At 38.4% G+C, this 23,510-nt stretch carries 10 protein-coding genes, 2 tRNA genes and 1 pseudogene; 6 read left to right on the top strand and 7 right to left on the bottom strand.

The annotated features are described in order from the left end of the window. Positions 1-154 precede the first annotated feature (154 nt). The 3 genes from ACFINK_RS08215 to ACFINK_RS08205 all read right to left on the bottom strand — a co-directional run bounded on the left by ACFINK_RS08215 (position 155) and on the right by ACFINK_RS08205 (position 15,055). Positions 155-2,929, bottom strand: coding sequence for an autotransporter outer membrane beta-barrel domain-containing protein (locus tag ACFINK_RS08215; protein WP_375621644.1), 2,775 nt, complete (start codon positions 2,927-2,929; stop codon positions 155-157). 1,176 nt (positions 2,930-4,105) lie between these two features. Further along, positions 4,106-7,261, bottom strand: a complete 3,156-nt coding sequence (locus tag ACFINK_RS08210) for an autotransporter outer membrane beta-barrel domain-containing protein (RefSeq protein ID WP_375638718.1) — start codon at positions 7,259-7,261, stop codon at positions 4,106-4,108. Between the two features lie 675 nt (positions 7,262-7,936). Further along, complete coding sequence (locus tag ACFINK_RS08205; protein ID WP_375638716.1) at positions 7,937-15,055, bottom strand: autotransporter family protein; 7,119 nt, start codon at positions 15,053-15,055, stop codon at positions 7,937-7,939. Positions 15,056-15,253: 198 nt separating this feature from the next. Here ACFINK_RS08205 and ACFINK_RS08200 point away from each other — a divergent pair, with 198 nt between their 5' ends. The 5 genes from ACFINK_RS08200 (at position 15,254) to ACFINK_RS08180 (ending at position 19,102) form a co-directional block, all read left to right on the top strand. Further along, positions 15,254-16,204, top strand: coding sequence for a siderophore ABC transporter substrate-binding protein (locus ACFINK_RS08200; protein ID WP_375613669.1), 951 nt, complete (start codon positions 15,254-15,256; stop codon positions 16,202-16,204). Between the two features lie 105 nt (positions 16,205-16,309). Next, positions 16,310-17,266 (top strand): ABC transporter permease, encoded by a 957-nt coding sequence (locus tag ACFINK_RS08195; protein WP_375638714.1) that lies wholly within the window; start codon positions 16,310-16,312, stop codon positions 17,264-17,266. Continuing rightward, positions 17,259-18,209, top strand: a complete 951-nt coding sequence (locus ACFINK_RS08190; RefSeq protein ID WP_375681051.1) for an iron chelate uptake ABC transporter family permease subunit — start codon at positions 17,259-17,261, stop codon at positions 18,207-18,209. Before ACFINK_RS08195 ends, ACFINK_RS08190 begins: the two co-directional genes overlap by 8 nt. Next, entirely contained in the window at positions 18,206-18,964 is a 759-nt protein-coding gene (locus ACFINK_RS08185) for an iron ABC transporter ATP-binding protein (RefSeq protein ID WP_375623948.1), read from the top strand. Before ACFINK_RS08190 ends, ACFINK_RS08185 begins: the two co-directional genes overlap by 4 nt. Before the next feature lie 64 nt (positions 18,965-19,028). Beyond that, positions 19,029-19,102: transfer RNA gene (locus ACFINK_RS08180), tRNA-Gln, on the top strand. A 1,582-nt stretch (positions 19,103-20,684) separates the two neighbouring features. Here the strand turns inward: ACFINK_RS08180 and ACFINK_RS08175 are convergent. Together ACFINK_RS08175 and ACFINK_RS08170 are read right to left on the bottom strand one after the other, a co-directional pair. Beyond that, positions 20,685-20,816: a hypothetical protein gene (locus tag ACFINK_RS08175; RefSeq protein ID WP_375612406.1), complete on the bottom strand. Its 132-nt coding sequence runs from the start codon at positions 20,814-20,816 to the stop codon at positions 20,685-20,687. Between the two features lie 181 nt (positions 20,817-20,997). Continuing rightward, a complete protein-coding gene (locus tag ACFINK_RS08170) occupies positions 20,998-21,387 on the bottom strand; it encodes a VOC family protein (RefSeq protein WP_375615996.1) in 390 nt (129 codons plus the stop codon). Between the two features lie 260 nt (positions 21,388-21,647). Between ACFINK_RS08170 and ACFINK_RS08165 the strand changes: the two genes are divergently transcribed. Further along, positions 21,648-21,721, top strand: a tRNA-Gln gene (locus ACFINK_RS08165). 153 nt (positions 21,722-21,874) lie between these two features. On the opposite strand, the gene ACFINK_RS08160 is transcribed toward ACFINK_RS08165, so the two are convergent. Continuing rightward, a complete protein-coding gene (locus ACFINK_RS08160) occupies positions 21,875-23,335 on the bottom strand; it encodes a replicative DNA helicase (protein WP_375638710.1) in 1,461 nt (486 codons plus the stop codon). Continuing rightward, positions 23,292-23,510, bottom strand: a pseudogene (locus ACFINK_RS08155) (late control protein); the annotation flags it as partial. The gene ACFINK_RS08160 and the pseudogene ACFINK_RS08155, both read right to left, overlap by 44 nt.

The raw sequence follows: 23,510 nt of genomic DNA, 5'->3' as shown, positions 1-23,510 counted from the left end.
CAGAAAGCCTTATCTCGTTTCTAAAAAGAAACAAACTTGCTCATGCAAAAAAAACATTTTTTTAAAAAACTTATTTAAAAAGTTGCAAACAAATAATAAAAAACCACAAGCTATGCTTGTGGTTTTTTAAACAACTTACCTCAAGATGATCATCCTAAAAACGATAGCGCAATCCACCAGAAAAACTGATTCCAGAAAAACCACCTTTACTCAACTTATGCTGATAAACCAAATCACCATGAAGCGCAAATTTTTGAGACAAGCGAGCATTAAGACCTAATCCAGCCTCTAGAGAAGAACCAAAAGCCCCTAACTGGAAAGAATCTTTAAAGCGCACAGACCTTTCTTTTCCAAAATCATGGGCAAAATGAATCTTTCCATAAAAAGAAACATCACGATCTTTTTCAGACGCAGTAAGAGTCTTTATCAAGCGACCACCCATACGCACCATCAATTGATCAAGTTTATCCATCTCAATATTAAAATTATCAATATCGCGGGCCTCATTAAATTGAAGATGCTGATAAACAACCTGAACCTGTGGATCAAAAACAACACCTTCATATCCTGTGGCAATTTTCTGACCACTCATCAAGGAAACACTTAAAGGGTTACCCTTCAATGTTGCCGTTTTACCCCGCGCAGTTGTCAGAACATCTCCCTTAAACAGACCATAAGATAACAAACCATCAACATAGAATCCTACATCATGCTGCATACTTCCATAAACTGTAGCAGTCCATTTATCAAATGTACTTTTTTGGCTTTGTGCAACATCTCGAGGTTGTAGAGAAAGCTTTCCATAAGACCCCATCACCCCAAAGGATATAACACTGTCAACATTTTCAACAGTTTGTAGCAAAACACCTGTCTCTAGTGCATAGTACCCTAGATCTCCCCCATAACCATATTCAAGCGCAGATAAATCTGAGGCATAACGATAACTTCCACCATAGCCACGCAAAAATGAAGCAGAATTTTCATGAATTTGCAACATTCCACTAAGATTAGTCCGTACTATCTCCAACTGCTTGTTTTGATTGCTGATATCTATCAAACCAGCGTGGAACAAACTATTCGGCAAAAGTAGATAAGTTGGCACCTGAGGAACAACAGATCTTACACCTCGTTGAGACGGAGAAACATTTTCAATTTCAGAAAGACTATCTGTAGAAGACGCTGGAACAACATCACCAGAAGATTCGGGAATAATATCCTCAACAGAAGCACGTGCAGGAGGTGTACGTTGAGAAACCATAGGAGTTTCTCTATAATCAGCAGTTTGAACATATTCATTTTCTAAACGAAAATTCCAAAATGCTCCTCCGTTCAAAGCAAATCTCTGTTTAACATGCTCCTCCCCTCTAGTAACACTTGGGCCATAAGAACGAAGAACATATTTATAAGGCGCGCCATTTAATGCAACATACTGCCCATTCAGTTGAAAAGAGTCATACGATGCATCTCCATAAACTTGAATAATTGAAACACTATGCGCTTTTTCGTTTTTTTCTTCTAAACCTCCCGCAACCCCTTGTATATGGACTATAGTTCTTCCCTTAACGTCACCATGAATGAGAAGCCGATCCGTTACTTGATGATCACTTGTATCACTAGGATTTAAACGTGCATTCAAATGAATCCAAGCATCACCAAAAGCCTGATAAACAATACCTGTTCCTTTTCCAATATAAAGCGTTTGATATGCATGATTAGTACTGGACTTTGGTTTTTCAAAAGTAATGGAACTATTAGAAAGGTGTACCGATGAAATAAACGAAACACCTCTATAATTAGGATCTTGTAATTTTTTCTGTCTTGGTTGCAATAAAGCCCACTGTGAATTATTTCCCAAGATAAGGTCGACTTTAGAACTGTTATCAACCTGAGTTTGACCGACAAGTGCAGAAGCATCAGCAACAACCTCTATAGAAGAGTTACGATCAGCCTTCAGCAACAAATCCCCAAAAAGCTTTGTTTCCTTTAAAAATATTTTAGATTTTCCAGATTGACTGCTATAAACAGCTATACTATCTGGAACGACAAAACGCGTCTTTTTCAAATCAACGCGCAATGATTTTCCCTCTGACGAACCTTCTGATGCTGCCACACCTTCAAAGTGTATACCATAAAATGCATTACCTTTCACTGTAATATTGGAATCTCCAATATTAATCTGAGGAGCTTTATCTCCCTGCAATAAAAGCCCATGAGCATCAGTAACATCAACAGAACCTTTCATAAACTGAACATAACCATCTTCAGATATATGAAAAGCTGCCTGACGACCTGCATCCAGCCCTTGATCATCCTTGCCGGTACTCCCCTTGCCGGTAATAGAGACACCCTCTAAAATAAGATATCCTTTTTCTTCTGCTTTAACCCCAACTCTCCCTAGGCTAATTTGCGTATTCGTTAAATCAACACCACTTTGAGATTTTCCTCCAGCAAAAGCCCCCACTTTGATTGCATCAATTGATCCACCAGACATTACGATGAATCCACCTTGAGCTTCCACCCCCACTAAAACCCCACTCAACGTGGAATCGCTCAGAAAGACGCCCGCTTCTTCTGATACCTTTACTCCATATTTCCAAAAATTGTTTTCCGAGTTATTCTTTTCATCCAAAATACCCTTAACAGTTATATTCTTGCCACGAATAATTGTACCTTCCTTAGACGCCTCCATGGCTCCATGAACACCATTAACATTTTTATCCATTAACGAATAAACTTTATTATTAATTTCGTGCGCTCCACCATCAGAACACTGATAAAATGCTGCATTCTGATCACATGAAGACTGCTTTTTTCCAGAGATAACCTGAGATTCAGCATTGCGTGCAAAAACACCAACATTGTGTGTCAAAAAAAGAAGTGCCGTTGTAAAAGTACATAAGGAGAAGCGATTTTTAAATAGATTGACCATAATTCCACCATAATCCCCCCTCTTCTTACTAAGATCTATACATAACGTATCAAAAAACTTAACCAAAAGAAAAATATTTAATACGTTTAGGTTTTAATATCGTGAGTTTATTAATATTTTTTGTGTTTTATGTAAATATGGAATAGAAAAATTACTCGAAAATACAATCTAAATCTGTCGCTTTTACAAAGAATTTGCAAAAATATAACTGAAGAACGACAGAAAAATCACCTTTAACGTTGTTAGTCAAAAACACCCTTAGTCAGTTGACATGCATTAAGAACACCTACTTTAACTGCCGTCTAATCACCGCCAAAACGGATATAATCAACATCCTTACGATAATATTATATTGAAACAGTGTACACTCTGTAAGCAGACAAAACATATGCCAAAATTGAGAAACAAGAGTTCACATATGCCTTTTAGGCAATCTTCATGGTAAGACAGTCTAATAAAAAGTAGGAACGTGTAAAAATCAGTTCCGATTTTACCTTTTCCTTTTAATTCAACTTTACAATATTCAAAAACATTCAGAGCCATATTTTAAAAAGTGAAGATGACACATGACTTCATCTTTTTATTTATGCATTTAAAGAAAACACACTTTCAAAAAACAATACGTCATTATGTTTCTCATTCACCAATTTTCTCAGATATCTCTCATTTTTTCCATCCCCATTTCACAACGACAGCGGATATAATATCAAGTTCATCGGATACAGCCCTCATTGTGCCTGAGTAGCATCTTTGTCTTTGCTAATTTCTAATATTGTAAATCCTCTCCTCTTAATATAATTCCCCAAATTATATTGACTCCTTTCTTAAATGATTATCCACCTGCCAATTTTACATATAATAGACAAAGGAATGCTTTTTATGGATTCATCATAAAATCCTTGAAAATATTTCAGCACCCTAAATTAAAAATATCTTTATAAATCAAAATATTATAAATAATATAATAATCACTCTGAAATACGCGTTTTGAAACAATAACGTACAAACTCTTCAGACTTTTCAAAAAAATGAAAGAAGTCCAACCTAAAAGCATATTAAAGATATGCAAAGTCATACTCTCGTAAAAATGCTATAACACAAGATGAATAGATAATGAGAAAAGCCACAAGTACAACTTGTGGCTTTTTGAAAGATTAATCAAAAACAGGAACAACACTAGAAATGATAACGCAATCCACCTGAAAAACTCGTTCCAGAAAAACCAGCCTTCGTTAGTTTGTGCTGATAAACCAAATCGCCGTAAAGCGCAAATTTTTGAGACAATTGGGCATTAAAACCTAATCCTGTTTCTAATGAAGAACCAAAAGCACCTAGCTGGAAAGCATCTTTAAAATGCACAAATTGTTTTCCTTCAAAACCATGAGCAAGATGAAGCTTGCCATAGAAAGAAACAACCTGAGCCTCATCAGTAGCAACCAGCCTCTTTGTTAAACGCCCTCCAACACGCCCTACCCACTGATGAAGCTTTCCTAAATCAATATCAAAGCCATCCACATCACGCACCTTATTAAATTGAAGATATTGATAAACAACCTGAACTTGCGGATCAAAAACAAAACCGTCTTCCCCCACCATAAACGTTTTACCAGCAGTCAATGAAGCACTTAAAGGGAAACCCTTTAATGTTGCCGTCTTGCCACGTGCAGTTGTTAGAACATCACCTTTAAACAAGCCGTAAGACACAAGACCATCAACGTAAAAACCTGCATCATGCTGCATACCACCATATGCCGTAACTGACCATTTATCAAATGTACTTTTTTGACTCTGCTCAACATTCAAAGGTTGCAAAGAAAATCTCTCGTAAGCCCCGATAACTCCAAAAGAAGTGGAACCATACATATTTTCGATTGCTTTCAGCAAAACACCTGCCTCTAGTGCATTATAATCAAACTCGCCGCCATAACCATATTCAAGCGTGGAAAGATTTGAAGTATAACGATGATTGCCGCCATAACCGCTCACAAAAAAGAGAGGATTTTCACGACTTTCTAATAAGCCCCCAGAAGTAATTCGCAAAGCTTCTAACCGCTTATTTTGATTGTTAACATTCATCAAACCAATATGACGTAAGGCATTAGGCAAAAGGAGATAAGTCGGAACCTGCGGAACAACAGCCTTAACGCCCGGCTTAGGACGAGGATGAGGCTCCGGAGCTGGTTCTGGAGAAGGTTCTGGTCCCGGAATTGGCTTAGGAGAAGGATCTGGTTTAGGTTGAACATCAGAATCTATAGACCTACTTTCAAGGCGAAAATCCCAAAATTCCCCGTTACCTTCAACTAATCTCTGATCCATACTTGCTTTTCCAAACTCAGATTCTGGACCATAACTATAAAGCTTATACTGATAAGGTAATTCGTTTAAGGCTACATAACCACCTTCCAACTGAAAAGAATCTTGCTTTGCTTGTCCAGAAACCTGAATGACTGAAATACCTTCAGCATTCCCCCCCTTTCCCGTATATCCTCCTGGACTTCCTGCAACTCCATGCACTTGGAGCTTTGTTTTTCCCGAAACATCACCATGAATTAAAACACGATCCGTCTTTTGATGATTAAGAGCACCACCACTATTCAGATATGTATTAAGGGAAATAGAGGCACCATCCCGTACTCTATAAACTTCACCCTTTCCCTTTCCAATACGAAGAGTTTGATAATCATCAATAGAAGGAGATTCTGGTCTTTTAAAATGAATAGAGCTATCACCCATAAGACTAACGAGTGAAATAGAAGAATCATGTGCAGCCGCATGTTGATCTTTTTGCAGCGGTTGTTGTAAAATCCATGTAGAACGACCTCCCAAATAAAGTTCGGCATTAGAGTCTTTATCAACGTGTGTGCGACCTTCAAGCGTAGAAGCATCAGCCAAAACGATCACAGATGCCCCTTTCTCAGCTTTTAATAAAAAATTCCCTGAACGAAGAGTGCTTTTCATCAAACTCACCGCACCAGAAATAACATTGCTGCCATAAAGAGCCGTATCGTCTTCAACAGAAAACTCTGTTGTATCCAAATTAACAACTTCCAATCGTGGTGGAGCTTTTTCTTCCTCTAATGAAATCTCCTCTTTTTTATCCCCATCTTCGCTCCATGGCTTTTCTCCCTGAAAATAGATACCATAAGATCCCTCACCCTTTACGGTAACAGAAGAAGACTTAAAATTAGCCTCGGTCACATAAAAGTTATTCGATAAATCTTCAGCTTCATCTTCAGCTTCATCTTCAGTTTCAGCTTCTGTTTCAGATCGTTCTGGTACAACACTAAAAAGCTTGACGGGATTTTCTAATAATATACCATGTGCACCCTCAACCTTAATAGTCCCCCCTGTAAACTCAACACGTCCCCCTTCATCCATTAAAAAAGCCGCATCATTTTTATCTTTGTGGCCCTTTCCAGTAAGAGTGACACCATCGAGAATCACCGTCCCTCCCAACATCGCAGAAATCCCATGACTGTTGGTAAAGTTAACCTCCCCACCTTCCACCCAAATATCTGCCCCGCTATAACTGGAAAGACTTGCCTTCCCATCACGCGTATTAACTTTTGCACCCTCTAAAATAACCAATGAATTCCCCACAGCTTCAACAGCCCTATCACTGTCCTCTATAATCCCCTGCTTTATCTCAATTATCCCATTATGAGCGAAAAGAGCTAACTTTGTATTTTGAAGCGTCGGTTTTTTCAAAACAATCTTTCCGTCATCTGATACAGCCACACCACGCAAAAAAGATTTATCAGAAACTTCACTGCTAACAGTTACATTCTCTCCATAAACTCTGGTCCCTATTCCCTTCACCGTTATAGCAGTGGGATTAGCAGGGTAGTTGGAAACATTTGCACTCGTAATTGTATAAGATTTATTATCAATTTTAGGATCTATCCCGCAATTATCACATACATAATACAACCCACTATAGTAATAAAAACTAGGATTCACTCCTCTTCCATCAGAGTCTGCATCTTTAACAGAGTTATCTACATTTTTCTGATGTTTGGTGTCCCCAGCCAATCCACTCAGCTTACGATAGTCATTTCCTCCACGAATACCCTCATCGTTATTGCCAACATTAATCATATTAGAAGGGTAATAATTATCCCCACTCTCTCCACTAAGAGGAAGCTTATGCTTATTACTCCCGCTAAGCTGAGGAGAAGAATTAGCAGAGACAACTGGGATAACCTTTATAACATAACGATTACTATCCTTCCCCTCTGCAGCCGCATACACTTCTCTTCCATTTTGAAGCAAAGAGAGGATAGCTGTTGTACAAGCACATAAACATACATGATTTCTAAAAACTTTAATCATAGTTCCCTCGAAACTTTCCTTCCCCTCTCATTAAAAACAAAAGCACTTACAAAACACCCCCTTGCACACCTCAAAAATACGAAAAGTGTAACAAAAGAACATGCCTCATGCTTATTTGAACTGTGCAATGAATTATCCCAATAAATTTGGCAAAAGCTCTACGCTAAAAACCATCTATAAGAGAATAACAACAAAACACAATTTATAAGTGTATAATGCATTCTGTATTTCGTGTAAAGAAAAAATGAAACCAGTGCGTGTAATTAATTAAAAACACAATCTAGCCTTGTGAACTTTAAAAATTAATCCACAAGGAGATGAATGAAACAATGATTTAAATCCGTAAAAAACAAACTCTCAAAAACGAGCTTTAGAAAACATCAAATATTATATTAGATAATATCAATACAGTACTAAAAAGGATAACGTAACGCATACCAGTCTGCTGAACGCTTAAAAAGCCGATAAAAGCGAAGCACTCTATCGCATCAGTAGCAGCATAAATTTTAAGAAAATTCGCTTTAGCGGAGAAAAGTGCTCTCATACACAAAAAAACTATGTTTTTTTGCTCAATCAAGAAGACGAAAATCTTTTAAAGACAACACAAGTTGTTACAAAGAAAAAAGGCAGCACAATGTGCTGCCTTTTCTAATAAGGTACACAGTGTACCTTATATTAAAACTGATAACGTACTCCTCCGGAAAAACTTGTTCCCGAAAAACCAGCCTTATTAAGCTTATGTTGATAGAGAATATCAGCATGCAGAGAGAACTGTGGCAACAATTTGGCATTAAAACCTAATCCAGCCTCTATAGAGGAACCAAAAGCTCCTAACTTGAAAGCATCATTGAAATGCACAGACTGTTTTCCTTCAAAACCATGAGCAAGATAAAGCTTACCATAGAAAGCAATAGCATTCACGCCTTCAGAACCTGTAGGAATCTTGGTTAAGCGTCCACCAACACGTGCTACCCACTGATTAAGGTTACCCATTTCAATATCAAAATTGTCGATATCACGGGCTTTATTAAACTGGAGATGTTGATACACAACCTGAACCTGCGGATCAAAGACAAAGCCCTTATATCCTGTCATAATTGTCTGACCACCAGCTAAAGAAACACTCAAAGGATTACCTTTTAATGTTGCTGTTTTACCCCGTGCAAGGGTGAGAACATCACCTTTGAACAGACCATAGGATAAAAGACCGTCGACATAGAAGCCAACATTATGCTGCATGCTACCATATACCGTAGCAGTCCATTTATCAAATGCACTCTTCTGACTGTACTCAACATTCACAGGCTGCAGAGAAAGTTTTCCATAAGTTCCCATAACGCCAAAGGATATAGCACTGTCAGCATTTTCAATAGTTTGCAGCAAAACACCTGCCTCTACACCATTATAACTAAGATCACCTCCGTAACCATATTCAAGTGCGGACAGATCTGAAGCATAACGGTAACTTCCACCATAGCCGCGCAAGTATAAAGCAGGATTTTCACGAACCTCTACCATTCCTGTAGAAGTCATCCGCAACGTCTCCAATTGCTTATTTTGATTGCTAATATCCATCAAACCAGCGTGGAATACACTATTAGGCAAGCTGAGATAAGTTGGAACCTGTGGAACAACAGACCTTACAAATTGTGCAGGAAGGGCAGCAGATCCAACAGACTTAACATACTGATTTTCTAGACGGAAGTTCCAAAATTCTCCACCATCCTTAACAAATTTCTGCTGAACATGCTCCTGTTTCGAAGTCGCTTCTGGAGCATAAGCACGAAGGGTGTATTTGTAAGGTGAGTTTCTCAGTGCAACATAATTGCCATCGAGTTGGAAAGAGTCTTTCTTCGCTTGACCATAGACCTGAATAATTGAAACAGTATGAGCAATCTTGGCATTCGCTTTACCATCTCCTACATTGCCCGCATCACCTCGTACATGTATTTTTGTTTTTCCAGAAACATCACCATGAATGACAAGCCGATCAGTGACTTGCTGATCACTCGGATCACGAGGATTTAAACGTGCATTGAGATGAATTACAGCATTACCCTGTGCCGCATAAACAGTTCCTTTCCCATTTCCAATATGGAGAGTCTGATATTTTCCTTCAGATTCCGAAGGTGCAAAATCAATAGCACTATTTACAAGACTTACAGAAGAAATGCATGAATCCGCACATCCTGAATCTAGAGTCCCCAAATTCCTCTGTGCACTTCTTTTTAGAATCCACTGTGAATTATTAACCAAGTCTAATTTTGCATAAGAATTTTTATCAACGCGAACACCGCCTGTAACAATAGAATTATCAACTGAAACCAATATGTTCGAATCATTCTCAGCTTTTAATAACAAGTCACCAGCAAGAGTTGTTTTATTTTCTAATGAAACACGACCACCAGAATTATTACCATAGATAGCTATACCATTTGCAACTTCAAAATCAGTTTTTTTCAACGAAACTGTCCCTGTTATGCCTATAGGCGTTTTTTCCTGTTTGGACACAGTACTCCGCTTAACAACATTTGTTTTCTCAGTTGTTAAATCCTGACTTCGATTTTGTTGACTCGCTTCCTTCTGTGTTCCCCCATCAAAATATATACCGTAGACTCCGTCACCTTCCACTTTAACAGTAGAAGACTCGATATTTACGTGATTCATAGTAGGACGAACGTCAGAGGATCTCCTTCTCCTAGAAGAACCCGTCTCAACCACATTATCACCAGACTTTATAATCCACAAAGCATGAGCATCAGTAACAACATTTCCGTTCTTAAAATCAACAGAAGCATTATCACTCACCAGAAAAGCTGCACGTCCAAATTTCTCTGTAGAATTCGATTTTCCTGCTTCCTTTTTCGCAGTAATATTAACTTTGTTTAATCTTACACGTCCCCTAGCTTCTGATCTCACAGCCACTCCATTTGTCAGCATAATCGTTCCAGAGTCCATAGTTACCTCACCAGCCTGACTCGCCAGACCAGCCACAGCTAAATCCCCCGTTACGTTAATTTTTGTATCCTTTAAATTAACAGATGATCCAGAACTCGCCAAAGCGCCCACATAATAAGCATTAACTGTTCCATTATTCATCTTAACCTTCCCGCCATTTTGGGCTTCAAGCCCAATCACAGAAGAGGTAATTGTTGATTTATTATCCAAAACAACTTCCGCCCCCTCTTCTGCAAGCACAGCACTCACGGCATATATTTCATTAAAATCAACATTATTTTTGCTATCAGAAAAATCCGCACCACTAATTGTGGCTCCCTCTAACTTAATAACCGTATCCTGATTTTTTGCATGCATAGGATGTTGAGTTTTATCACTTACCTTCAATGTAACGTTTGCCACTGTACGTGTTTGGCCATCACTGCATAAATAAGGAGTTCGCAAATCCTCTCCACCATTATTCTGTATAGCACCACATGTAGAAGAAACCGTTTCCTTAGAAGAAACATCTCCATTACCAGCATGATCACCAAGCATAAGAACACGCCCAACAGCTCTAGAAGATACAGCAGATGTCTCAGAAACCATAGGAGCAGAAGCATTCATAGCAGAAGCTGCATTAGAAGATATGACAGCTATCTCAGAAACCACAGAAGTAGAAGGCTGCATAGCAGAAGCTCCATTGGAAGATATAACAGGTATCTCAGAAACCACAGACGTAGAAGGCTGCGTAGCAGAAGCTCCATTAGAAGATATGACAGCTATCTCAGAAACCACAGAAGTAGAAGGCTGCATAGCAGAAGCTCCATTGGAAGATATAACAGGTATCTCAGAAACCACAGACGTAGAAGGCTGCGTAGCAGAAGCTACTTTAGAAGATATAGCAGATATCTCAGAAACCACAGGAGTAGAAGGCTGCGTAGCAGAATCTCCTTTAGAAGATATAACAGCTATCTCAGAAACCACAGGAGCAGAAGCCTTCATAGCAGCCTTCATAGCAGCAGCTGATTTTATAGGTGATGGCCTCTTAGATACAATATGATCCCCAGGTGTTACAAAAATTTCATCGGCAGATATTACAGGCCCTCTACCCGTATCAGACCTCCCACTTAAATTAACTCTTGGAGGTACTAAAGGTGCCAAATTTCTGGATAAAGAAGGAGTAACAGATGACGAAGATGGAGTAACAGGTAAAAAAGTATGCACTACAGCCTCAGATGTTTCAGATTCCGTAAAATCTTCGTCATCATCATCTTCATAAAATTCGTCAGATGTTTCAGATCTCAAAAGTGAATTGCCTTGAACAGAGACTACAGATGCAGATTCCCCAGATACAGGAGGAGTTATGGATTCACTATTTACTTCACCAGCACCAGTGTCAGCATTAGTATTTATTGCAGTTTCAGTAGAAGCATCAGTAGAAGCAACTGCAACAAGTGGCTTAGCCTTAAAAATAGGTTGAAAATTAGCAGTAGCAGTATAAGCAGAAACGAGAGGTATAAAATATTCATTTTCTAAACGAAAATCCCAAACACTTCTACTATTTTTAAGTAATGTCTTATCAAAATACTGCATTTTCGGAGGAATAGTTGGACCATAAGCACGAAGAACATACTTATAAGGTAACCCTTCTCGTGTAATATAATCACCTTTCAGCTTAAAAGAATCCCTCTCTGCATTTCCAAAAACCTGAATAATTGAAATGCTATGAGGTGTATCCTGACTTTGTGATATACCATCAGAAGTATCATTCACAACTACCATTGTTTTTCCAGAAACATCACCATGAATCAACAATCTGTCAGATATTTGAGAATTTTCTGTATTGCTAGGCATCAAATTTGCATTGAAGTAAATTGTAACACCAGAAGCGGCAGGAGCACCAGAAGCGGCAGAAGCACCAGAAGCGGCAGAAGCAGCACTATAAACTGTTCCATTCCCATTTCCTATGCGAAGAGTTCGATACTCAATATCTTTATTAGATGTATTTTCATTTTTCAAAGAAGTAAAAAATCTAACATTACTATCTACAAGATTCATAGACGAAAGACATGAATCTACACAACCCGTATTTGAATTTTCCAAACTATTATGCAGTTTCTTTGTTAAATACCACTCTGATCCCCCAGATAGAAAAAGCCTAGCTTGAGATTTTTTATCAACGTGAGCTCCCCCCATGACGACAGAGTCTTCAACAAAAACCGACAAATGCGACCCCTCTTCAGCTTTCAACACTAAATCACCCGAAAGAGTTGAGTCATCTTTTACAACGACGTACCCATCCAAACTGTTACCATAAATGACCACACCATCAGGAACTCTGAAAACCGTATTTTTCAAAAGAACTGCACGTAAACTATCTCCATCATCTTTTATTCCGCCCTCTCCCAGATTTTGACCTACATTTTGACCACTTTCTTGTCTCACTCTCGTTTGATCATTTTTTCTCCTCACATTCGAAGGTATATCACCAAAAAATACACCATAAGACTTACCTTCCACTTTAACGGTTGAATTTTGAATATCAGAAACTATTAAGTTGACAACCCTAGAGTTTGGATCTGGTTTAGACGCCACCACTGCAGAATCTCCAGCGCCAGCTCCAGATGGTGCACTAGTACTTCTAGAATCTGCACCGCTTCCTAAAAAATTCTCTATAGGGAATAAAGCCTCAAAATACGTGGAACTAATATTATTAAGGACAGCGCCATCTCTAGTTTCAATAGAGATGACCTCACCAATGAAAGAATCACTATCAGCCTTAGAACCCTGTTGCGTATCATCGCCATCCTCACTCTCCGCTCCTACTCTATTAGAAGCTACAGAGATATTATTCTTAAAGCTATCACTTACCAACAATGCAACAGTATTAGGAGCTCTAAGTTTTCCATTTTTAAAGGAAATAGTACCTCCAAGTGACAATAAACCTATATTCGTCTCCGAAGTACCAACTTCTGTAGTTTTTGGTTCCTCAGCAACATTGATAACCGTCCCGTCTAGTAGAACAGTCCCCTCTTTTGTAGAGATAACTCCTATTCCACCCTCTTTCACGGTAATTGCTCCAGACCTCATCTCGATAACGGATGGACCCAAACTAACTAAACCGATTCTTTTAACATTAATATCTACATTCTCTAAAACAATCCACCCATTATCACTAGCAAGAGCACCTATATACGCATCTCTGATTCCTCCCCCCACCATCGTGATCTTTCCAGTCTCTTCAGTCCGAAGCCCAATAAAAAAACCCTGAATATTTGAGTTTTTCAAATTAACCTCTGCATTCATATGTGAAGCAGAATCTCCGACATATACACCAACATAAAGCGGATCATGAGTATATAAACTATCTATGTTCTCTATACCTACTTTATAATCCTGTATACCCACTGCAGATAAACTTTCAGAAAGTTCTTTCCCAATATTCATACTTTCAATGGATACTTCGTCCAAATTAACAACTACTTTCCCATCATCAAGAGGAGATTCCACATTTACAGCGCTCTCACCTTGATCCGCTATAATAGCCCCCCCTATTAGAGTATATACTCCGGACTGATCACAGGAAATAGATCCATATATTCGCTGATCACCATTGAGTAAATCAGCCAATCCTTTACCTGCCTCCACAGAATCTATAATTTCTAGAGCCCCAACACCATCACCAACTGGTATAGATACACTCACACCAGGCACCATAGCACCTGATGTATCGGGTGGTAAAGAATTCAATACAGGACTCGATATACCTGGCATACCAACAAGACCATCTGCACTCGCTTTTTGTACTCTTAGCGCCTCTTCCCCCACTGGAAAATATGTTTCGCTTAAACTATCTTTTCGCGGAATATTAAATAATCGCCAAACATCCACATTTCTTGGAACATCTAGTAATCTAACTAACTCTCCACCTACTCCACTTGGCACACCTGCACGCCCCGCACGTGCTTTCTTCCCACTTGCTATTGCTGTTTTTGCTTCTTTTGCTTCCACATTTTCTGCTCTTGTTGCTCTTGCTCTCCTAGTAGTTACACCGCCTGTACCTGGAACACCTGGCATATCACTCAAAGCATCATTTGGCATAGTACCGGGACCAACACCTGGAATAGCAGGCAGGTTCGTTGTATCTGCCCCACTCGAAACACCTAATATAGTCTTTGGTCTTTGTTGACTTACAGTGTTTAATCCTCCTCCTGCTATATTACCTGATAATAAAGTATCTTGTACAAGAGCTAATGAGCCACCAAAGCCAGCTGGTACACCTGCTTGCGGCACATTTGCTACTGTTCCTATCCCAGTAGATAAAACGCCTGAACCTGGGAGCCCTGGCACACCACCCACACCATCTGGAATATCACCCAAAATACCTAGCACTGCACCTGCACCACTCGCAACACCAGGTACTGCACCTGCACCACTCGCAACACGAACACTACTACCTGCAACATTCCGTATCATGCCAGGAACAAAAACATTATTCTTTCTAGAATGACAAGCACTAATAGGTCGAATATGATTTAAAACAGGCACAATCTGAGCCTGAGCCTGAGCCTGAGGCTGAGGCTGAGGCTGAGGCTGAGCAGGACCACTATTAACAGCATTATCGACTCTAGGTTCTGCTCTTTCAGACCCCCCCACTCCTCCGGGTGGTGTTATAGCCCCTGTGCTCGATCCTCCAATTAAAGAGGTAAATGATGATAATGATGGCAATGAAACTGAAGGAAGGTATGATGAGAACCAACCATTCCCCATAGAAACATCTACACCTTGTAAAAAGAAGAAAGCACTTGTTGTCAGTGCGTACAAACGTGTACGCTTTTTAAATACATTGATCATATGTCAAACTTTCTAAATAATGTTGCAAAAACACTAGAATTAAGTGAAAATGAGGTAAGTGAACGATTTGTAACATATGTAAGTCAACTTTACAACATAGTGTTATTTATTTACGCTTCATTTTGTGCATAAAAATACCAAAGTTAAGTTTTTAAGTGCGCAAACCTTTGTAATATTAGATAAAAGGATAAAATCACGATGATAAAATATATGAAATGGATGACTTCTGTTTTACTGGTTGCAATTAGTTTTGCAACGATTTTGTGGACTCATACGAGTATTGCAAATACCAGTACCCAGACAAATGTAACGATTGATCATGTTTCAGGAACGACTTCTGTTCCCACTTCTCCGCAAAAGGTTGTTGTGTTTGATCTTGCCTCGCTAGATAATATGAATCGCCTTGGTATCCAAGCAGTTATCGGCCTTCCTGAAGGAAAAAAACCTTCCTATCTGCAACAATTTGACGATGCAAAATATGAAAGAATTGGAACCGTTTTTGAGCCAGATTATGAAAAAATTGCCACTCTTCAACCCGATTTGATTATTATTTCCTCCAGAACTCAAGCAAAATATAAAGACTTATCCAAAATAGCCCCAACAATTGATCTAACCGTAGAAAACGAAAATTCTCTTGAAGATATAAAACGAAATGTGTCTATCCTTGGAAAAATTTTTGGTAAAACACAAGAAGCAGAAAAGGAAATTGCAAAAATCAATGAAGCTTTTGCTGAAGTCCGTAAAAATACCCAAGGAAAAGGCACCGGGCTCATACTCATGACCTCTGGTGGAAAAATCAGTGCTTTCGGACCAAAATCACGTTTCGATATTTTTCACTCCGCTTTTGGAATTGCCCCTGCAACCGATAAACTTACCGTGCAAAAACATGGACAACTCATTTCTCCTGAATTCATTCTTGAAACCAATCCTGATTGGTTGTTAGTGATTGATCGCGATGCAGCCATTGGACGGGAAGGACAATCCGCAGCACAATTGCTCAACAATGAGCTTGTTCACCGCACAACAGCAAGCAAACAAAACCAAATTATTTATTTGGACTCTTGGAGTTGGTATCGTGCAAATGGTGGTTTAACGGCGCTCATTGAAACCGCACAGCAGATCAATGAAGCCTTTACAAAGAGCAAATAAGCCCACGAAAGAGCTTGCTTGCTATATAAATAAAATTTAAAAGCAGAGGTTGTTTATAAAATAACCTTTGTTTTTTTATTAAATTTTGTTAGAAAATGATTTAACGTGAAGAATTACTGGATAACCATAACACTTCTAATTTTCCTGTCTATCCTCAGCATTTTTGTTGGTTATTCTGATGTCACACCTTCTAACCTTTTCGCAGCCGATCCCCATGCGTGGCTTATTTTTTGGCAAACGCGTCTTCCTCGTACCATTGCAATCCTTTTAGTAGGCGCAGCACTTGCACTTTCAGGTATGATTATGCAACTATTAACACGCAATCGCTTTGTCGAGCCATCAACCGTCGGAACCGTTGAATCTGCTTCCCTTGGCATTCTTTTTATTATGATTTTTTTGCCCGATGTTCCTGTTTTAGGAAAAATGGTCGTTGCGACAATCTTTGCCATGGCAGGCACTTTACTTTTTATGTTTTTATTGCAACGCATTCCTCTAAAATCTGCTCTCATTGTACCCCTTACAGGGATTATGCTAAGCTATATTATTGGCTCTTTAACCAATGCCATTGCAGATTATGAAATGTTACTTCCTTCTCTTCAAGCTTACTTATTTGGCAGTTTTTCGATGGTTCTTGAAGGAAAATATGAACTCTTATGGCTATCTCTTCCCCTTTGTATTCTGGCCTATTGTACTGCTGATCGCTTTACGGTTGCAAGTTTGGGAGAAGATTTAACCAATAACCTTGGATTGAATTATCGTGTTGTCATGTTTTTTGGTCTTTTTATTGTCGCCTCAATCACTGCTGTTGTTGTGTGTACCATTGGCCGTATTCCTTTTGTTGGATTGATTATTCCAAATATTGTTTCAAGTTTCATGGGAGATAATATGCGCTATACCGCTCCTTGGGTGGCCATCAGCGGTGCAGGATTGGTCTTGATTTGTGATCTTTTAGGACGAATCATTCATCCCTCTCTTGAAATTCCCATCAGCACCATAATGGGTGTAATCGGTAGTTTTATTTTTATGATACTGCTTTTACGCTGGAGAAAGCGTCTTGGATAGAAGAAGAAAAACAATATGTGTACTAACAACACTTATCATCATAGCATGCACTGTCATTAGTCTTTACATGACGTGGAATATCAATGTTTATACATGGAAATTTCGTCTTACAAAACTTTCCTCTCTACTTCTTATTGCCTATGCAATAAGCGTTTCCACGGTTTTATTTCAAACAATTGTTAATAACCGTCTTCTTACTCCTTCAATTATGGGATTTGATCAGCTTTACATTTTAATAAAGACTGCCCTAATGTATTTTGTAGGCTCTCTTTCTTTGCCCTTTTTGAATGAAGAAGGACAGCTTGTTCTTGAAGCCCTCATTCTTATCCTTTTTTCAATAAGCCTTTTTCGCTGGCTCTTTTCAGGAAGCCTAAAAGGACTTCATTTGACGCTTTTAATCGGTGTTGTTTTAGGCGGATTTTTTTTCAGTTTACGGATGTTTATGCAATTGCAACTAAATCCAGACCAAATGATGAATTTAACCGATATTATGTTTGCAAATTTTAATAAATTTAATACACCGTTAATAGGCTTTGCCACAATCATTGTCTTCATTGTGAGTCTGATTGGATGGCATTCCCGTCATCTTCTTGATATCTTGGCTTTAGGACGTGAAAATGCCCTCAATCTTGGCGTTAATTACCACAAAAGTGCGACAGCTGTCCTTATTTTTATTTCCATTCTCGTATCCATTTCCACCGCATTGGTAGGCCCCGTCACCTTTTTTGGACTGTTAGTTGCCAACCTTTCCTATGAACTTTCTCCTCAAGCAAAACACAGTGTTGTTGTTCCAATTGCAATATTATTGGCTATTATTTGTCTGGTGGGGGGACAATTTATTTTAGAACAAATTTTTCATATGGCAGGACGTTTAAGTTTTATCATTGAGTTTTGTGGGGGAATTGTTTTCTTAATGTTACTGATGAAGGGAAAACTAAAATGATTGAGATCAATCATCTTTCCAAGGCTTACGGAGCACGATTGATTATCGATAATTTATGCCTTCATCTTCCAAAAGGGGGGATTATTTCTCTGATTGGCCCCAATGGTTCGGGAAAGTCAACTCTTTTAATGCTCATAAGACGTCTTTTACCACACCATAATGGTACAATTCATATCGACGGCTTTGATATTGATAAAATGCCCCACGATATTTTGGCTCAAAAACTCTCAATTCTGCGTCAAGAAAATCCTTTGTCTTTTCGTTTAACCGTATACGATTTAGTGAGTTTCGGACGCTATCCTTATTCAAAAGGCTGGTATACACATGAAGATAAACAATTTATCGACAGTGCACTACGCTATCTCGGCTTACAAGATTTAAAAGACCGTTTTTTAGATGAACTTTCTGGCGGTCAGCGTCAACGCGCTTTTATAGCCATGGTTATCTGCCAAGACACTGATTATCTTCTTTTAGATGAACCATTAAACAATCTGGATATGAAACATGCAGTTTCTATGATGAAGCAGTTACGCCGCACAGCTGATGAACTGAAAAAAACCATTCTTATTGTTATGCACGATATTAATTTTGCCTCATCTTACTCAGATATGATTGTTGCATTGAAAAATGGGAAAGCGGCCTATTGTGGGACTCCAAAAGAAATTATGCAACCAGAAATTCTTAAAGACATTTATGATGTCGATATTCAAATCAAAACAATTAATGACATCCCTATCGCTCTTTATTATCGATAATCATAAAGATTTTTTGCGCTTGCATGCACTATAGAATCTGCTAGGGATAGTAAAATTGGCTTATTGGGGAATAGTTTAATGGTAGAACAGCGGACTTTGACTTCGTCAATCTTGGTTCGAATCCAAGTTCCCCAGCCAGTATTTAATGATTGTAGCTTGTCATCGGGTTTTGTATAATTTGAAAGCAGGTTTTGCATCAATTTATTTTTTTCAAAGGATCTGCAAAACTTTCAAGGGTTATTTAAAATCCCTTTAATGCATATTTTCTCTTCCTCTAAAAATTGCAATTTGAGATGATAAGCTCTTGAGCCGGTGCGGATTCTTTGAACCACATGTATAAGATGTGGCAACCCCTTTTATATTAAATTGGCTAAATATTTTTCGGATCTGAGACACATCATTGAGAGAGAAGAATTTTTCTCTTGCGCAAGCAAAGCAACATTGTCTGGTAATCCTCGCGCAAATAAATCCTTTCCATAGTAATACACGTATATCTGGCTCTGTTTATGGGAAAGCCTTATCTAATAGCTATAAACCTATCTAAAGAGAGAATTCAAAAAAGAAAGCCGAGCCAAATGATATGACGCGGCTTTCAGATATTGATTATAAGATTCAAATGAATCATCCACAATGGAGTAATAAATTCATATATACAAAACGTATCATATTGCAAGTGCTCTATTTAGAAATATGAAAACTTATCAAAAGAAACGTAAATGATAGCTATGATTTTGATATCATTCATTAGCATTATAGAATCTATAAACGCTTGGTAACTTTATCAATCCAATCAAAAGAAAATGCATCTTAAATGAATGTTTTCTCAATAAGGCTTTCATAAGTATCTTTTCATTTTGCACTCAAATGTAACTTCTTTGCAAATTAACCAGCTCAAATTTGAGTTGGCAAAATTAACCAATCCAATTTTGGAGGCGTTATCTTTAGAATAGCCATCTTTAAACATTATAGCTTTTGACTCAAAATTGAGTAAAATCCCATGCCTTAGATGTTACAATGGTTTTGAATTTTGCTGCCTCATCTTTTTTTCAATAGGTGCCCCCCAAATTTTGAGAAAGCTCATTTGGTTTCGTATTTTTAAACTGTAACTTTTAAAACGTTTTTTGCTCGCTTGCTTGCGTTATATCATTAAAAGGTTTTCGGTTTCATAAGACATAACATTGTGATTTCATTCTATATTGTGATGATAGTATCTATATAATGCCTGCCTATGATTTACTAACTTTTTAGTAAGCGTTTTTAAAAACGATCTTATCTTTAAACCCTTTTATGCAATCTTTATGAACTCAATCTATAAGCTTATGATAGTTTCAAACGATTATTCCTTTTAAGGTTACACTCAAATAAAGAGCAAAACACATCCATTCTTAAACGTATGCAATTTATGTTATCGATAATTCCAAACAACTGAAATTTAAAACAATGTGATTTGTGCTATAATAAAAACGTATCATAAAATTTATGACCTGTTATGAATGATAACCGCTTTTCATTTCATTTGAATGCACCCATGCATTATAATATTTGCATTATGATTTGCTTTTTATAGTCTATACATTCATGGCAATCCTATATAAAAAATGATCAATTCAAACATGCATAAAAGTATGGGTTCTTAAGTGGATTCATACAAAATAACTGCACTTAATATATTGACTTTATTAGTTTTTATGTACAAAACCTTTTTAACTTCATAAAGATATCAATTTCCTTGTAAAAAATATTCCTCCCATTCCAACAAAAGACTCCACATAAGGCGATAAGGGATAGCTTCTATGATTTTACAAGTACTGATCGCTGGCCATGCAATAACGCCGACTGATGTCCAAGCCAATGAGACCGCCTGTGGAAACAGGCAGGTTGTGGGGCTGAATATAGTGGAACAGCACCGAACGGATAAGCCACGCGTCGTAAGTAAGCCTCTTAGCTTGCATAGCTTATAGGTTTTGGAAACAGACAATTATTATAATTCAGGTATTATAATTCAGACAATTAAAGATCAGATCTCAAGCTTTTTAATCCAGTGGACAAACACGAATAATATGTCCGTCTGGATCTTTGATTAGGAAGGTACGTCCAAATACATCAGTATACGGTTCCTTCAAAACATTTATCTCAACAGTGGTTTGCTCTTGCCATTCCACATATAGCTTATCTACGTCCTCTCCAGTAGGCAACATAATGCCGATTTCTGAAAAACGAGGTGCATTTTCCTCAGGCGTATCGCCCCCTGACCAGAGAGCAAAGAGAGCATCCCCCGAAGAAGCAAATGCAACATAGCGTGGCGAGGCAAACACAGGTTCTTTCTTGAAGATGAATTTGTAAAAAGCCGTAGAGTACTCTATGTTTGAAACGTATACCAACTGTAGGTTTGGGGTAACAGGATAAGTAGGAATATTACTCATAAATTCTCCATGATTTAGTAGCTGTTGCCTGACAGGCATATACCTATTAGAGAATATTTCAACAAGAGTTTGTGATGCCTCCATTCGCGGTGTGCTCTATTTATATGTTTTTATTCGCTTATTGCTATATGCTAAAATATTGAGACCGCCACTACGGGGATTATAATGATATCCCTATCGCTCTTTATTATCGAGAATCTAAAGATTTTTTGCACTTGCCTACACTATAGAATCTGCTAGAAATGGTAAAATTGCCTTATTGGGGAATAGTTTAATGGTAGAACAGCGGACTCTGACTCCGTCAATCTTGGTTCGAATCCAAGTTCCCCAGCCAGTGTAGCTTGTCATCGGTTGTAGCTTGCCAGCAGGTTTTGTATATTTTGACACTAGGTTTTGTACCAATTTATTTTTTCTCAAAGAGTTTTAAAGGGTCTTCAAATGCTTTTCAAAGGGTATTTAAAGCTCTCTTTAACGCATTTTTCTGCTCCTATTTTTCCAAATCACTAAAGCATGTAAAGTCGGGTTGAAAGGCAAGGGGAACGATTCCTGTCGGACCATGGCGTTGTTTTGCTATAATAACCTCGGCTTTACCCTTGGCTTGCTCCATTGCCTCTTGCCATTTGCTATACTCAGAGGTGCCTTCTTTTGGTTCTTCATTTTTGAGATAATATTCTTCACGATAAACGAACAGAACAATGTCGGCATCTTGCTCGATTGAACCAGATTCACGTAAGTCGGAGAGTTGTGGACGTTTATCGGTTCGGTTTTCAACTTGACGTGAAAGTTGTGACAGAGCAATGATGGGAATATTGAGTTCTTTTGCAAGTGCTTTTAATCCGGTGGTAATGGCTGTAATTTCTTGAACGCGATTTTCTAATGAACGCTTTGAACCGCTTGTCATGAGTTGGATATAATCGATAATCAAGACATCTAGACCATGTTGTCGTTTAAGACGCCTTGCACGGGCGGCCAATTGTGCAAGGGAGACACCCCCCGTTTGATCAATATAAAGAGGGATTGTTTGTAAGGAACGCATTGCGTAAATGATGTTGGTAAATTGCTCTTCTGAGATATTACCACGACGCATATCAGAAGAAGAAACCTTTATTTGTTCTGAGATAATACGAGTTGCAAGCTGTTCTGTTGACATCTCAAGTGAAAAGAAACCAACAATGCCCCCTTCATCTTCTTGGCTGTTATCACGCTTACAAGCATTGGCAATATTAAAAGCAATATTGGTCGCCAGAGAGGTTTTCCCCATAGCAGGGCGCCCCGCAAGGATAATTAAATCAGATGCTTGTAATCCTCCCATTTTTTCATCAAGGGTTTTGATATGGGTAGCTATCCCAGAAAGCTGTGAGGAACGCTTTTTTGCAGCGCTTGCCATGTTAAGTGCTTTTGCAATGGCTGTATCAAAGTTTTCAAACCCACCCCCATATTTTCCTTTTTCGGCTAACTCAAATAATTGATTTTCAATTGTTTCAATTTGTTGGGAAGGTGTAAGTTCGACAGGCGCATCAAAGGCTGTATTGGCAACTTCATTGCCAAGATTAATCAAAGAGCGTCGGATAAAAAGATCGTAAATGACGCGTCCATAATCTTCAGCGTTAATAATAGTGACTGCCTCTGTGGCTAAGCGAACAACATACTGGTATACAGTAATATCTCCAACTTTTTCTTCCATTTGGATATAGGGCTTGATTGTAATGGGGTTTGCAAGATGACCATTTTGAATAATTTGTAAGACAATCTCAAAGATCTTTTGATGTAGCCTTTCAAAAAAATGTTCTGCTTTGAGAAAGTCTGAAACGCGATCGAGTGCATTATTATTAATCAGGATTGCTCCAAGTAATGCCTGTTCCGCTTCAATATTATGGGGAAGTTGACGAAAAGAAGAAGCAAAATTATCTCTTGGATTTTCTGTTTTTAGCATGTTCAATGTTCTCATTGCTTTCTTTTCCCTTGTTTGGTGCCTCGAGTGTGATTTCTGTTGTGTATCCGCTTTGTTTTTCATAGCGGTGGGTGACGGTTGCGGCTTTCCATGGCCCATTGATTTGCCCACGAAACCCTTGAAGGATGAGAGGTTGATCCGCCATGATTTCAGGGCGTCCCTCAAGGGTCAA

This window comes from Bartonella sp. AA16NXGY (genome assembly GCF_042197325.1).
In the GTDB taxonomy this organism is placed as follows: Bacteria; Pseudomonadota; Alphaproteobacteria; order Rhizobiales; family Rhizobiaceae; genus Bartonella.
The sequence above is the reverse complement of the archived record's forward strand: the minus strand, read 5'-3'. Positions and strand labels throughout refer to the sequence as shown.